The organism is Limnobacter sp. UBA3528 (assembly GCF_002377005.1).
GTDB lineage: Bacteria > Pseudomonadota > Gammaproteobacteria > Burkholderiales > Burkholderiaceae_B > Limnobacter.
Genome location: NZ_DFOZ01000049.1, coordinates 21,419 through 35,216, shown reverse-complemented (window position 1 = coordinate 35,216; position 13,798 = coordinate 21,419). Strand labels below are relative to the sequence as shown.

Genomic DNA, 13,798 nt, shown 5'->3' with positions numbered 1-13,798 from the left:
AAAAAGACATCATGATCAACTACACGCCATTTGGTCATTCCGATTGGCAGTCTATTGTCTCAGACATCAAAAAATTTGGCAGTGCGGGCAAGAAAACGGCAGTGGTGTCTACCATCAATGGCGATGCCAACGTGCCTTTCTACAAGGAGCTGGGCAACCAAGGCATTTCATCAGAAGACATTCCTGTTGTCGCCTTCTCTGTGGGTGAAGAAGAACTTTCCGGCATAGACACCAAACCACTGGTGGGTCACCTGGCCGCGTGGAATTATTTCCAGAGCGTCAAGAGCCCGGAGAACGATGCCTTCATCAAACAATGGAAAAAATTCGCTGGCCCCAAGCGGGTGACCAACGACCCCATGGAAGCCACTTACATCGGTTTCAAAATGTGGACACAGGCGGTACAAAAAGCAGGCACTACGGAGGTGGCCAAGGTAAGCGCAGCCATGATTGGTCAGAAGGCCAAGAACTTGACTGGTGGCATGGCCGTGATGGGGAAAAACCACCACCTGAGCAAACCCGTGCTGATTGGCGAGATTCAGGACAACGGACAGTTTGAAGTAGTGTGGGAAACCAAAGGCTTGGTTGAAGGCGATGCGTGGTCTGATTTCCTGCCAGGTTCCAAAGACTTGACCGCTGACTGGACAGCACCAATCAACTGCGGCAACTACAACACCAAAACGAAGAAGTGTTCCGGGCAAAACTACTAAGCTCTTAGGCGCAAGCTCGGCCCTTGTTGTCCGAGCTTGTTCTGCCACCTTGAATGCAGGATATTCCCGTGAAATTTGTCATACATATCATTTGTTGCTGGTGCTTCATCCATGGTGCAGCGTTTGCACAAGGCACGACTCCAGGCAGTACTGAGGATGTTCAAAGCAAATCGGTGGAGGCATTACTGGCAGAGTTGGCGCGTGCAAACTTGTCGGAGGCTTTGCCCATTCTCGAACAGTTGGAGAAAACTGGTTCCGAAAGTTTGGTGCCTTTATTTAAAGCCATGATCAATGGTGATTTGTATGCCAATGAGGAATCAGGAATCGTCGTCATAGAGCAACGCAAGGACGACGTGAAGTTCTATTTAAATCCTTTAAATCAGAAAGAATTTGATGATAAAGATTCAACCGGTTTAAGCAAAGTACGTGTGAACAACCGATTGCGTTCATATCTTCGAGGTGCCGTAGCACGAATTCAAATTGCAGCGCCCAAGGCTGCAACACGAGAACAGGCAGTTGTGTCGCTACTGGGCGATTTAACACCCGACACCGTACTTGCCATTGAAAAAGCGCTGCTCAAAGAAACCAACAGCACAGTAAAGGAGGTCATGGAGACCGCTGTGGCCATGAACCGCGCCGCACAATCCCCCGATCCGTTGATTCGACTTGACGCGATACAAACGCTGGGTGCCAGTCAATATGCGGAGGTGCGCAATCTGTTGAATCAGCTCAAACAGAATGAACAAGATCCAAAGCTATTGGCTGCTGTGGCGGAGTCGTTGCGCAGCATGAAGCTTCGCTCTGATTTCTACGGTGTTGTGGATCAACTTTTTTTTGGTTTGAGTTTGGGCTCTGTGTTGCTGCTTGCAGCGATTGGCCTGGCCATTACTTTTGGTGTGATGGGTGTGATCAATATGGCTCATGGCGAAATGATGATGCTGGGCGCCTACACCACCTATGTGGTGCAACTGGTCATGCCCAATCTGGTTGATTATTCCTTGTGGGTTTCCATCCCGCTGGCTTTCCTGGTCGCAGGCTCGGTTGGTGTATTGATTGAGCGATGCGTGATCCGGTTTTTGCACGGCAGACCCCTGGAAACATTGCTGGCTACTTTTGGTATTAGCCTAATTCTGCAGCAAGCTGTCCGCACTGTTTTTTCACCATTGAACCGGCAGGTTTCGCAGCCATCGTGGATGAGCGGTTCAGTGGAAATCAATCCCGAACTGTCGATTACATTGAACCGGCTTTACATTTTTGTGTTCGCGCTTATCGTATTTTTTGTCTTGCAACTGATTCTTAAAAAAACCTCATTGGGCTTGAATGTGCGCGCCGTATCGCAAAATCGGAACATGGCGAAATCCATGGGTATTCGCACGGGTTGGGTGGATGCAATGACCTTCGGTTTGGGATCAGGAATTGCTGGTATTGCAGGCGTAGCACTTAGCCAACTGACCAATGTGGGGCCTAATCTGGGGCAAAACTACATCATTGATTCTTTCATGGTGGTGGTGTTTGGTGGTGTGGGCAATTTGCTGGGTACGCTGGTGGCTGCATTTTCACTCGGTATTGCCAACAAGTTTCTTGAGCCGGTCACCGGTGCCGTGCTGGCCAGCATTGTTGTGCTGGTGTTCATCATACTGTTCATCCAAAAGCGTCCGAAAGGTTTGTTTCCACAAAAAGGGAGGGCGGCTGAATGAACTGGCTGACTGAAGTATTTTCCAAGGGTAGAAAGCCGGGTAGCTCGGTGTTGCCCTTTGTGCTGGTGCTGGCGGTCGTTACCCTGTTCGCAGCCGTCTCCAATTTGCTGATTCCGGTCGATTCTTTTTTTCATGTCAGCACCTACACCATTACCTTGCTGGGCAAGTATCTGAGCTACGCCATGTTGGCGCTGGCGGTCGACGTAATTTGGGGTTACTGCGGCATTCTCAGTTTGGGTCATGGAGCATTTTTTGCGCTTGGTGGTTACGGCATGGGCATGTACCTGATGCGCCAAATTGGCGACCGTGGTGTGTACGGCAATTCTGAATTACCCGATTTCATGGTGTTTCTCGACTGGAAAGAACTGCCCTGGTACTGGCTTGGCATGGACTTGTTTCCTGTGGCCATGTTGATGGCGCTGTTTGTACCTGGTTTGCTGGCATTTGTGTTTGGCTGGCTGGCATTTCGTTCACGCGTTACCGGCGTGTATTTGTCCATCATGACGCAGGCCCTGACCTATGCCCTGATGTTGGCGTTCTTCCGGAATGAAATGGGCTTTGGAGGCAACAATGGCTTGACCGATTTTAAAGACCTGCTGGGCTTCGACTTACAAGCGGACACCACGCGGGTTGGCCTCTTTGTGACCACTGCGCTTTTGTTGGCACTTGTGTATGTGTGTAGTCACTTCATCTTGAAAAGCCGGTACGGCAAAGTGATTGTGGCGATTCGCGACGGTGAGCCTCGTGTCAGGTTTTTGGGGTATCGCACCGACCACTACAAAGTTTGGCTGTTCGTTTATTCGGCACTGATTGCCGCATTGGCTGGTGCGATGTACGTACCCCAGGTCGGCATTATCAATCCAGGCGAGTTCTCTCCGCTCAACTCGATTGAGGTCGTGATTTGGGTTGCGGTGGGCGGGCGCGGCACTCTGTATGGTGCTGTCGCCGGGGCCTTGTTGGTGAACTATGCAAAAACCCGTTTCACCGCAATCATGCCCGACGCCTGGCTTTTTGCTTTGGGGGCGATGTTTGTATTGGTCACCCTTTATCTCCCCAAAGGCCTGGCCGGCGTATTCAAACGGGAGAAACACGCATGAATGCCTTAAACACACTGCGAGAAAAAGTACTACACCAGACCCGGTTTTTTCCAAAAGCACCCGAGCAGGAAGACATTGATATTTCTCACGATGTCATTTTGTATGTCGAGGGATTGAGTGTCACTTTTGACGGTTTTAAAGCTTTGAATGATCTGAACCTGTACGTAAAGGCAGGTGAATTGCGTTGTCTGATCGGCGCGAACGGCGCAGGAAAAACTACGCTGATGGATGTAATAACAGGAAAAACCAAACCGGATTTGGGCAATGTGTATTTTGGACAAAACGTGAATTTGCTGGAACGAAGTGAACCTGAAATTGCGCGTCTGGGTATTGGCCGAAAATTCCAGAAACCCACGGTTTTCGAAGCGCACAGCGTGCTTGATAATCTTGAGATGTCATTGAAAGACAACAAAGGTATTTGGTATTCGCTGTTTGCCAGGTTGACCCCTGCCCAGCGAGACAGGATTGATTCAGTTCTTCAAACCATTGGTTTGACCCAGCAGGCAAACATGCTGGCGGGAGCTTTGTCGCACGGGCAAAAGCAATGGCTTGAAATTGGCATGTTGCTGGTCAGCGACCCGCAAGTTTTGTTGATTGACGAACCGGTGGCGGGCATGACCGCGCAAGAAACCGAGCGTACAGCTGAACTACTTAATGGGCTGGCCGGTGACCATACAGTGATTGTGGTGGAACATGACATGGAATTCGTGCGCAGCATTGCACGCACCGTGACCGTGTTGCATCAGGGCAGTGTACTGGCCGAAGGCACCATGGAACAGGTTCAAAACAACAAGGATGTGATCGAAGTGTACCTTGGAGAACCCGCATGATTTATCTCAATGGCGTGAACCAGAAGTACGGCGGTACACAGATACTGTGGAATCTCGATATGGAGATCAAGGAAGGTTCCTGCACATGCATCATGGGCCGCAATGGGGTGGGAAAAACCACTTTGCTAAAATGCATTATGGGCTTATTACCTGTTTCAGGCGGTGAAATTCGCCTGAAAGACACGGTGCTCCATTCCCAACCTGCCGAGAAACGTCCTTATTTGGGTATTGCTTATGTGCCACAAGGCCGTGAAATTTTTCCCATGCTGACTGTGGAGGAAAACCTTCGCCTGGGGCTTCCTGTGAGAAAGGACAAATCGAAAAACATTCCCGACAAAATTTTTGATTTGTTTCCTGTACTGGCCGACATGCTTCATCGCCGGGGTGGCGATTTGTCAGGTGGGCAGCAACAGCAACTTGCGATTGGTCGAGCGCTGGTGCTTGAGCCCAAAGTATTGATTCTGGATGAACCCAACGAAGGGATTCAGCCCAACATTGTGAAGCAGATCGGCGATGTCATTCTGAAGTTGAATCAAGAAGAGGGTATGACCGTCATTCTGGTGGAACAAAAGCTGGGCTTTGCTCGCCGCGTGGGCATGGAATTCAGACTAATGGAAAAAGGCCGCGTGGTCGCCAGCGATACGATGGACAAACTCAGCGACAAGCTGATTGCCCAGCACTTGGCAGTGTAGGTGCTTGTCGGTGAATTATCCTCTCGACCTTCGCCTGATGCCCTCGACCTGGCACGCCAGCCTGACCCTCGGGTTTGAGCATGGGCAACGCGGCACTGTACTGAGACATTGTGCGCACAGCGGACCCTTGTATGTACAGAAAGCGTTTTATCCAGAGGGGCGAGAGCTGGCCCATGCCTATCTGTTGCACCCGCCGGGCGGAATGGTCTCGGGTGACCATCTTGAAGTGAATGTGCAGGCAGGCGAAAACACGGCGGTATTGATAACCACACCTGGTGCTGGGCGAGTGTACCGCGCGCGCACAGACCGCACGGCACAATATTTGCACAATCAACTTGAAGTGGCGCAGGGCTCAAGTGTGGAATGGCTTCCCCAGGAAACGATCGTATACCCGGACGCCCAGGCAATTCTGAACACACATTTCAATCTTCATGCAAATTCCAGATGCATTGCCTGGGATGTTATTTCACTGGGGCTCCCGGCGTGCGGGCAGGTATTTGGCGCTGGCAGTTTGCAGCAGACTATGCAGGTTCATCTTGACGGCCGTTTGGTGCTGCGTGAGCGCATGCTGCTGGATCGCCAAAGCCAAAACTCCTACGCTGCGATGGCGGGTTTTCAAAGCAAGCCCGTGTGCGGTTTGATGATTGCCGGGCCTTTTGATACTGCACTGGATGAAGAACTGGAAAGCGCTTTGCAGGTGCAATGCAGCAGCACCCTTGAAGGCGATCTGTCTGCAATCACTGTGGTAGGAAAGTTTGTGGTGGTACGTTTCCTGGGCTTTTGCAGCAACCGCGCACGGCAAACCTTCACAGAATGCTGGAGGTTACTGCGCCCAGTTTTGCTGAACCGGCCTGCATGTGCCCCCGGAGTTTGGCGAACCTGAGAAAACAGAATCAAGAGAGGAAACCCATGGAATTATTGCCCCGCGAAAAAGACAAATTGATGATATTCACTGCGGCCTTGCTGGCTGAACGACGCCTGAACAGAGGCCTGCGCTTGAATTATCCCGAGGCTGTGGCTTACATCACTATGGAAATAATTGAAGGTGCGCGCGATGGGCGAACCGTGGCGGAGTTAATGAGTTACGGACGTACTTTATTAACCACGGATTTGGTAATGCCCGGTGTGGCTGATCTGGTTCAGGAAGTGCAGGTGGAAGCCACTTTTCCGGACGGCACCAAACTGGTCACTGTTCACAACCCGATTGTTTGATTGGAGCCCCATGATGATTCCAGGAGAAATAAAGGTGGCAGCAGGTGTCATTGAATTGAATGCAGGTTTGGAGACCCGCAGCCTTCGTGTCGAAAACACGGGTGACCGACCTGTGCAGGTGGGTTCGCACTACCATTTTTTTGAAGTCAATCCCGCATTGCGGTTTGATCGTAAACGGACCTTGGGTTTTCGGTTGAACGTTGCATCGGGCACTGCGGTGCGGTTTGAGCCGGGGCAGGGGCGCGAGGTGGAATTGGTGGCTTACGCGGGCCGCCGCCATGTCTATGGTTTTCGTGGAGAAGTGATGGGAGCGCTGGATGACAACAATTGACCGCGCCGCCTATGCACAGATGTTTGGCCCGACCACCGGCGATCGCGTTCGTTTGGGGGACACCGCCCTGTGGATCGAAGTGGAAAGAGACTTCACAGTGTATGGCGATGAAGTGAAATTCGGGGGTGGCAAAGTGATACGCGACGGCATGGGGCAAAGCCAGGTGTCGTGTACCCTTTCCGTAGATTTGGTCATCACCAATGCGCTGGTGCTGGATCATTGGGGTATCGTGAAGGCAGATGTGGGCATTAAAAATGGTCGCATTTTCAGGGTGGGCAAAGCGGGCAACCCAGATGTACAACAAGGTGTCGACATTCTGATTGGCCCGGGCACTGAAGTCATTGCTGGGGAAGGTTGCATTCTGACTGCTGGGGGCATTGACGCACATATCCACTTCATTTGCCCACAGCAAATTGAAGAAGCGTTGATGAGTGGCGTTACCACCATGATTGGTGGCGGCACCGGCCCTGCAACCGGTACCAATGCCACCACCTGCACACCAGGCCCGTGGTACCTGGCGAAAATGATGCAAGCAACCGATTGCATGCCCATGAATTTGGGTTTTCTGGGCAAGGGCAATGCCAGCCAGCCCCTTGCGCTTGAAGAACAGATTGAAGCGGGTGCCTGTGGCTTGAAGCTTCATGAGGATTGGGGCACCACCCCTGCCTCGATAGACACCTGCCTTGGCGTAGCCGAAAAATACGATGTGCAGGTAGCCATTCATACCGATACCTTGAATGAATCGGGATTTGTTGACGACACCATTGCCGCCTTTAAAGGCCGGGTCATTCACACCTACCACACCGAGGGCGCAGGCGGCGGGCATGCGCCCGATATCATCAAGGCCTGTGGCCAGTCCAATGTGTTGCCATCCTCCACAAACCCGACACGGCCATTCACTGTTAATACCGTGGATGAACACCTAGACATGCTGATGGTGTGCCACCACCTGGACTCGAACATTCCCGAAGACGTGGCATTTGCCGATTCACGCATTCGCAAGGAAACAATCGCAGCCGAGGATATTTTTCATGATCGTGGCGCGTTCTCAATGATTTCTTCCGACTCTCAAGCCATGGGTCGTGTGGGCGAGGTGATCACGCGTACTTGGCAAACAGCCCATAAAATGAAAACGCAATTTGGGTTGCTGGCGGAAGATGAAAGTTTGGGTGCCGACAATTTTCGCGCCAAAAGATACATCGCGAAATACACCATAAACCCGGCTATTGCCCACGGCATCTCGCATGAAGTCGGATCGATTGAAACCGGCAAATTGGCTGATTTGGTATTGTGGAAGCCGGCATTTTTTGCCGTGAAGCCAGCCATGATCATCAAGGGCGGCATGATTGCAGCTGCCCCAATGGGCGACCCAAACGCCTCTATTCCAACACCTCAACCAGTGCACTATCGTCCCATGTTTGGCGCGCAGGGTCTGGCTGCTGCGAAAACTTCAGTCACCTTCACTTCGCAGGCGGCGATCGACAACAAACTGGCAGAGAGTCTGGGCATCCATCGTACTTTGGTGGCCTGTAAAAACACACGCAACATTAGCAAGCACGACATGGTGCACAACAACTGGTTGCCGGTTGTCACTGTCGATCCCCAAACCTATGAGGTGCGGGCCGATGGAGAGCTGCTGACTTGTGAACCCGCCAGGGTATTGCCCTTGGCTCAACTCTACAGCCTGTTTTAAGGAGCCCGGCCATGTTGGATATTTTTGAGCGATTGGGTACGCATTGCCATGCCCATGTGAATGCCACTGTGGTGTTAAGCCACGAGCAACGCGAGCGCGGAAGACTGCGCCTGCAAAGCGTCGAGGGGTTGGAGGTTCGTCTGTTTCTCGAACGCGGCCGCCCGCTTGAAGTGGGTGAATACCTGAAAAGCCAGTGTGGCAAGATCGTTCGCATAGAAGGTGCGATAGAAGAGGTCATGATGGCGCAATGCACCGATTGGTCAACTTTCGCGCGCGCGTGTTATCACCTGGGCAACCGGCACGTGAAAGTGCAGGTCGGCGAATTGTGGTTACGCATCAAACCAGATCATGTGCTGGGTGACATGTTGGCGCAATTGGGCCTAACAGTGCATGCGCAACTGGCCGTGTTTGTTCCGGAAAGCGGCGCTTATACAAAAGCGGCGGCCCAACATCACCACGATCATCACCATGACCATTAACGCAATCGAATTAAAACCCATAGAACTGGTGAAGCTGATGCACTTGTGCAGTGTCAGTTTACCAGTGGGAGCCTATTCCTTTTCACAAGGAATGGAGTACGCCATTGACGCCGGGTGGGTGCAGTCGCCAGATCAAGTTCACGACTGGCTGGAGTGCCAACTGTTGTTCAACCTGGCGCGGGTGGATTTACCGCTGTTGGCCCGCAGCATGCAGGCTTTGAATCGCAATGATCTTGCGCTGCTTGCGCACTGGAATGATTTTTTGATTGCATGCCGGGAAACCCGGGAGCTCCGCCTGACCGACTTGGCCATGGGAGAGGCGCTGCAGCGTTTGTTGCCTACTCTCGGCGTTGACCCCTTGTTCGCCAAACGCGAGCCAGCTAGCTTTGTCACGCTGTTCGCTGTGGCCTGCGCTCAGTGGCATATCTCCCAGGAAGGCGCCTGCCTTGGGTTTGCGTGGGCATGGCTTGAAAACCAGGTGGCTGCAGCCACCAAGCTGGTGCCGTTGGGTCAAACGCAGGCGCAAGCCTTGGTGGCAAAGTTGCAACCCGTGTTGCCAGATGCAGTACTTCTCTCCAGCCAAGTGAATGATGATCAACTTGGCAGTTGCCTGCCCGGCTTGGCCTTGGCCAGTGCGCTGCATGAGACCCAATATTCCCGACTGTTTCGATCATGAGGACAAATTAATGACACACACCAAACAAACCCTGAGAGTGGGCATCGGTGGTCCGGTTGGATCCGGCAAAACTGCCTTGTTGAAATCGCTGTGCTACGCCATGCGCGATCACTACGACATTGCGGTGGTGACCAACGATATTTACACCAAGGAAGACGCCAAGTTTCTGACGGAGCATCAGGCCTTGACAGCAGACAGGATCATTGGCGTGGAGACCGGCGGCTGCCCGCACACAGCAATTCGCGAAGATGCCTCAATGAATCTGGCTGCCGTGGATGAGCTGATTGAACGCCACGGCCTTCTGGATGTGGTGTTTGTTGAAAGTGGTGGCGACAACTTAAGCGCAACATTCAGCCCTGAACTAAGCGACCTGACCCTGTACGTCATCGATGTATCTGCGGGCGATAAAATCCCGCGCAAGGGTGGTCCGGGTATCACGAAATCTGATTTGTTGGTGATCAACAAAATTGATCTGGCGCCCATGGTGGGCGCGTCACTGGAGGTAATGGATCGCGACGCCAGGAAAATGCGTGGAACCAGACCCTTCGTATTTTCTAATCTGAAAGCGGCCAAAGGTCTTGACGACATTATTTCTTTCATTGTGAAAGAGGGCATGTTGCAGGTCAAAGCACTGCCCCCTGCAGTGGCTGTTGTCTAAAAAAATCATTCACAGGGAAAGGACTCCACAGTATGAAATTGATTCAATCCATTTTGTTGTTTGCTGCTACAGCCTCTTTTGCGCCTGGTACGCTGGCCCACCCAGGTCACCATGAGCACAACAGCATGGCTTTTGCCTTGCTGCACCACGTCACAAGTATTTACCACTCGCTTATGTCTCTCGCCGTATTGGGCGGTGTGATGATAATTGTAGGCTTGGCAATCAGTCTGAAGCACAAGACGCGCCGCGTGGCTGGCGCTGCCTTGTCAATCGCCGGGGCAGGTTTGCTGATCGGACAATTCTGAGACGCCGGGGTTTATTTGAAAAGCAGCTGCATCAAATTCAGCACCAGCAAAATTGCCGCCAGCACTTGCCACAGCAACACCGGGTTTTTTTCAATCAGGGGTTGCTTGGCCACGCTGGCTTCCAGCTTGGTGTTGGGTACAGTCAGGTCTTGCAGAAATTCGCTCAGCGCATCATAGCGGTAACGCGGGTTGGGTTGAAGCGCTTTGCGAAGGCAGGCTTCCACCCACAGGGGCAAATCACGACGCGGGTGGTTGGCGGGAATGTAGCGCATGTCGCCATAGCTTTTCAGTTCAACTTGCTTCACGGTTTTCTCTGCAAACGGCAAGTGGCCCGTCAGCATTTCATAGACCACCACGGCCAGTGAAAACAAATCGGATTTGAAAGTACCCACTTCACCCATCAGGTATTCGGGAGCCACATAATTCACACTGCCTTGTGGCACCGATTTGTCCAAGGGTGAAATCAGTTCATCGGCACCCGCAATCAACACTGTGCCGAAGTCCAGAATTTTCACACACCCTTGTGAATCAATCATGATGTTCTCGGGCTTGATGTCCTGGTGCACCATGTCGGCGCGCTGAAATGCCCGCAGCCCTGCCACCACTTGCTTTACAATGCGCCGCACCGCATCCATACCGGGCTTGGGGTTGTCGTACATCCATTCACGCAAGTTGATGCCTTCGATGTACTCGCCCAGGTAATACAGAAACTGCTTGGGCCGTTTCGGTACATGCGTGCGCATCACGTTCACATGTTGAACGCTTTGCCCCACCCATTCTTCGCGAACAAATCCGCTCAAGTACATGGCATCTTCAGCGAAGTTCAAGGAAGGGGCTTTCAGCGTGAATTGTTCGCCGGTTTCCATGTCGCGCACGCGATACATGTGGCTGCGGGTGCCGCTGAAAATAATTTCTTGCACCTCATAACCGTCTATTTTGTTGCCCACCTGAAGCACTGGCGGTATGGGCAATTGTGTCAACTTGCGGTGCACCTCATCTAGCGTTTCATGGGGCAGGGCGTCGATGGCCATCAACAACACAGTCAGGTTGTCGTCGCTGCCAGCATTCAAGGCCGCTTGCACCATGTTTTGGGCAAGTCGTTCCAAATCGCTCGTGCCATGTTCCGCAATCAAGCCAAGTATTTCCGGGCGCTTCAGCACGCCGTGAACCCCATCGGTACTCAGCACTACCAAGTCACCCACCTGCAATTCATGGGTGCTGTAGTCCAGTTCCAGATGCCGGTCTGCGCCCAGTGCGCGCGACAAATATTCCTGCCCGCACTCGGTACGCACATGGTCTTGGGTGAGGCGCTCTATTGCATCGCCACGCACGTGATAAACCCGTGAATCGCCCACATGAAAACAGTGTAACGTGATGGACTTCAACACCACAGCGCTGAACGTGGTCAACAGGCTGTCGTTGTGGCTGGCACGGTTGGTGTTTTGCTGATAAATCCAGGCGTTCAAGCCAGAAATAATTTGCCGAGCCGATTTGTGAACGCTCCAGGTGTAGGGCGTGGAAGAATAGTCCTCTAGAAAACTGGTCACTGCAGTTTGGCTGGCCACATGAGAATCCGCGCAACTGCTAACCCCATCTGCAATGGCGGCCGCGGCGCCTTTGAGCAAGTTCGATTCGGCTTGCCCACACCAGGCGGCAAAGGCATCCTGATTCACAGGCTTTTGCCCTGCGATGGAATAACCCCCAAAACGAACTTGCAGTGTGCTGCTCATATTGCTTTTATTCACCCCACGCGGATCAGTTCAACCGTACCGTCTGCTTTTACCTCAGCCATGTGGCCTTGTGGTTCTTCCATGAACAGCAGTGTAATAAAACCCACCACAGCAGTTAAAGCAATCACGAAGAAGAAAGCCTGATAGCTGACAAACGACAACACCGTGAGGTAAACCACTGCACCTACATTGCCGTAAGCGCCAGTCATGCCCGCAATTTGACCAGTCAGGCGCCGCTTGATCAATGGTACGGCTGCAAACACGGCACCTTCACCAGCCTGCACGAAAAATGAACAGGCCATGGTGGTGATTACGGCCAGCCACAGGGGCCAGCTTGATTCAGTCAAGCCCATCAATGCGTAACCCACGGCAAGGCCAGCGGTGAGAATAAGCAAGGTGCGTTTGCGACCGAACTTGTCGCTGATCCAGCCGCCACCGGGCCGCGACATCAAGTTCATGAAAGCGTACATCGAGGCTACAAGGCCGGCATACACCGGGCTCAGCGAAAATGTTTCAGAGTAAAACAGTGGCAGCATCGATACCACGGCCAATTCAGAACCAAAGGTTGCAAAGTACAACACATTCAACACTGCCACTTGTTTGAATTTGTAGCGGTGCAATTCAGGGACCGGGACTTTGAAAATATCACTGTTCACCTTGTAGGCACCATAGCAGTCGTACACAAGTATCAGTAACAGAAAGCCGTAAATGGAATTGGCGGCAGCGCTGCTCAACATGCTGACACCTTCTGGCGACAACTTCCAGGTTAACAAGGCCAGTGCTGCGTACATGGGCAACTTCATCAACAGCATGAAATAGAAGTCGCTGACGCTGGTCACTTCCATGCCACCGCTTTTCTTGGGCTTGAAGTAGGTAGAGCCTTTCGGTGTATCGCTGACATTGAAATACCACACGAAACTGAACACCAGGCAGATCAGGCCGGTCAGCGCAATTGAATAGCGCCAGCCATCGGGACCGCCAAATATTAGCGCGAGGGTAGGTAGCAACATGGCAGCGCCTGCCGAGCCGAAGTTACCCCAACCGCCGTAAATGCCTTCAGCCGTACCCAACTGGTGCGCAGGAAACCATTCACTGACCATGCGAATGCCAATCACGAACCCGGCACCGATAAAGCCCAATAAAAAGCGGGAGATGGCGGCCTGCGCAAAGTCGGTTGAGAACGCGAACATGAAGCAGGGAATGGCCGAGACAAACAGCAGTACCGCGTATACAAGGCGGGGACCAAATTTGTCAGTCAGCATGCCGATCAGTATTCGTGCCGGAATGGTCAGCGCCACGTTCAAAATTAACAGTGTTTTGACCTGTTCCTTACTTAAGCTCAGTGATTCTGCGATCGCACCCAGCATGGGGGCATGGTTGAACCACACAAAGAAAGTAATGAAAAATGCGATCCAGCTCATGTGCAGGATTTTCATTTTTCCCGCAAAAGAAAACAGATTCAGTTTGGCATGGTCGTTCATAACGAATGGCTCTTTTTTGAAATCAAAATAAAAAGCGCTCACCTTCTGAACGAACCTCTGGATTCATTCAAATGGTGAGCGCCTTTGCCCGTTTTTGCTGCAAATGAAAACCTCGCGCACTCAAAAGGTGCACTTGGCCCTCCCACACAGTCTCGATTTCCGGCTTTGGTCTCCAAAACTGCGTGTATGCATGTTGCAATGCAGAAACTA

General features: G+C 52.2%; 15 protein-coding genes. 13 read left to right on the top strand and 2 right to left on the bottom strand.

The genetic code is table 11. The features are described from left to right. The 13 genes from B4N58_RS13585 to B4N58_RS13525 form a co-directional block, all read left to right on the top strand. The coding region (locus B4N58_RS13585) for a transporter substrate-binding protein (RefSeq protein WP_291750347.1) at positions 1-707 on the top strand (707 nt) is incomplete at its 5' end. A 68-nt stretch (positions 708-775) separates the two neighbouring features. Further along, positions 776-2,404 carry an urea ABC transporter permease subunit UrtB gene (urtB, locus tag B4N58_RS13580; protein ID WP_291750345.1) on the top strand — a complete coding sequence of 543 codons (1,629 nt, stop codon included), beginning with the start codon at positions 776-778 and terminating at the stop codon, positions 2,402-2,404. Beyond that, the gene (gene urtC / locus B4N58_RS13575; RefSeq protein ID WP_291750343.1) at positions 2,401-3,501 is read left to right on the top strand and encodes an urea ABC transporter permease subunit UrtC; all 1,101 of its coding nucleotides are present in this window, start codon (positions 2,401-2,403) and stop codon (positions 3,499-3,501) included. The genes urtB and urtC overlap by 4 nt, the downstream gene beginning before the upstream one ends. Beyond that, on the top strand, positions 3,498-4,331 hold the full coding sequence (gene urtD / locus B4N58_RS13570; protein ID WP_291750341.1) for an urea ABC transporter ATP-binding protein UrtD: 834 nt from the start codon (positions 3,498-3,500) through the stop codon (positions 4,329-4,331). Before urtC ends, urtD begins: the two co-directional genes overlap by 4 nt. Further along, complete coding sequence (gene urtE, locus B4N58_RS13565) at positions 4,328-5,023, top strand: urea ABC transporter ATP-binding subunit UrtE (RefSeq protein WP_291750339.1); 696 nt, start codon at positions 4,328-4,330, stop codon at positions 5,021-5,023. The genes urtD and urtE overlap by 4 nt, the downstream gene beginning before the upstream one ends. A gap of 10 nt (positions 5,024-5,033) precedes the next feature. Continuing rightward, positions 5,034-5,906, top strand: coding sequence for an urease accessory protein UreD (locus B4N58_RS13560; RefSeq protein WP_291750337.1), 873 nt, complete (start codon positions 5,034-5,036; stop codon positions 5,904-5,906). Between the two features lie 26 nt (positions 5,907-5,932). Further along, positions 5,933-6,235 (top strand): urease subunit gamma, encoded by a 303-nt coding sequence (locus tag B4N58_RS13555; RefSeq protein ID WP_291750336.1) that lies wholly within the window; start codon positions 5,933-5,935, stop codon positions 6,233-6,235. 13 nt (positions 6,236-6,248) lie between these two features. Then, complete coding sequence (locus tag B4N58_RS13550) at positions 6,249-6,566, top strand: urease subunit beta (RefSeq protein ID WP_291750349.1); 318 nt, start codon at positions 6,249-6,251, stop codon at positions 6,564-6,566. Further along, positions 6,553-8,259 carry an urease subunit alpha gene (gene ureC / locus B4N58_RS13545; RefSeq protein WP_291750334.1) on the top strand — a complete coding sequence of 569 codons (1,707 nt, stop codon included), beginning with the start codon at positions 6,553-6,555 and terminating at the stop codon, positions 8,257-8,259. Before B4N58_RS13550 ends, ureC begins: the two co-directional genes overlap by 14 nt. A gap of 11 nt (positions 8,260-8,270) precedes the next feature. Continuing rightward, on the top strand, positions 8,271-8,738 hold the full coding sequence (ureE, locus tag B4N58_RS13540) for an urease accessory protein UreE (protein WP_291750332.1): 468 nt from the start codon (positions 8,271-8,273) through the stop codon (positions 8,736-8,738). After that, on the top strand, positions 8,728-9,414 hold the full coding sequence (locus B4N58_RS13535) for an urease accessory protein UreF (RefSeq protein WP_291750331.1): 687 nt from the start codon (positions 8,728-8,730) through the stop codon (positions 9,412-9,414). The genes ureE and B4N58_RS13535 overlap by 11 nt, the downstream gene beginning before the upstream one ends. A gap of 10 nt (positions 9,415-9,424) precedes the next feature. Beyond that, positions 9,425-10,072: an urease accessory protein UreG gene (gene ureG / locus B4N58_RS13530; RefSeq protein ID WP_291750329.1), complete on the top strand. Its 648-nt coding sequence runs from the start codon at positions 9,425-9,427 to the stop codon at positions 10,070-10,072. Positions 10,073-10,104: 32 nt separating this feature from the next. Continuing rightward, positions 10,105-10,377, top strand: a complete 273-nt coding sequence (locus B4N58_RS13525; RefSeq protein ID WP_291750327.1) for a hypothetical protein — start codon at positions 10,105-10,107, stop codon at positions 10,375-10,377. Positions 10,378-10,388: 11 nt separating this feature from the next. Here B4N58_RS13525 and B4N58_RS13520 read toward each other — a convergent pair whose 3' ends face one another. After that, complete coding sequence (locus tag B4N58_RS13520) at positions 10,389-12,107, bottom strand: bifunctional protein-serine/threonine kinase/phosphatase (RefSeq protein ID WP_291750326.1); 1,719 nt, start codon at positions 12,105-12,107, stop codon at positions 10,389-10,391. Positions 12,108-12,118: 11 nt separating this feature from the next. Further along, positions 12,119-13,588 (bottom strand): NarK family nitrate/nitrite MFS transporter, encoded by a 1,470-nt coding sequence (locus B4N58_RS13515; RefSeq protein ID WP_291750323.1) that lies wholly within the window; start codon positions 13,586-13,588, stop codon positions 12,119-12,121. Between the last annotated feature and the right edge of the window lie 210 nt (positions 13,589-13,798).

Bases quoted from the DNA above. Each gene is read 5' to 3' on its own strand.
- urtC (WP_291750343.1), top strand. From the start codon at position 2,401: ATGAACTGGCTGACTGAAGTATTTTCCAAGGGTAGAAAGCCGGGTAGC.
- urtD (WP_291750341.1), top strand. From the start codon at position 3,498: ATGAATGCCTTAAACACACTGCGAGAAAAAGTACTACACCAGACCCGG.
- urtE (WP_291750339.1), top strand. From the start codon at position 4,328: ATGATTTATCTCAATGGCGTGAACCAGAAGTACGGCGGTACACAGATA.
- B4N58_RS13555 (WP_291750336.1), top strand. From the start codon at position 5,933: ATGGAATTATTGCCCCGCGAAAAAGACAAATTGATGATATTCACTGCG.
- B4N58_RS13550 (WP_291750349.1), top strand. From the start codon at position 6,249: ATGATTCCAGGAGAAATAAAGGTGGCAGCAGGTGTCATTGAATTGAAT.
- ureC (WP_291750334.1), top strand. From the start codon at position 6,553: ATGACAACAATTGACCGCGCCGCCTATGCACAGATGTTTGGCCCGACC.
- ureE (WP_291750332.1), top strand. From the start codon at position 8,271: ATGTTGGATATTTTTGAGCGATTGGGTACGCATTGCCATGCCCATGTG.
- B4N58_RS13535 (WP_291750331.1), top strand. From the start codon at position 8,728: ATGACCATTAACGCAATCGAATTAAAACCCATAGAACTGGTGAAGCTG.
- ureG (WP_291750329.1), top strand. From the start codon at position 9,425: ATGACACACACCAAACAAACCCTGAGAGTGGGCATCGGTGGTCCGGTT.
- B4N58_RS13525 (WP_291750327.1), top strand. From the start codon at position 10,105: ATGAAATTGATTCAATCCATTTTGTTGTTTGCTGCTACAGCCTCTTTT.
- B4N58_RS13520 (WP_291750326.1), bottom strand. From the start codon at position 12,107: ATGAGCAGCACACTGCAAGTTCGTTTTGGGGGTTATTCCATCGCAGGG.
- B4N58_RS13515 (WP_291750323.1), bottom strand. From the start codon at position 13,588: ATGAACGACCATGCCAAACTGAATCTGTTTTCTTTTGCGGGAAAAATG.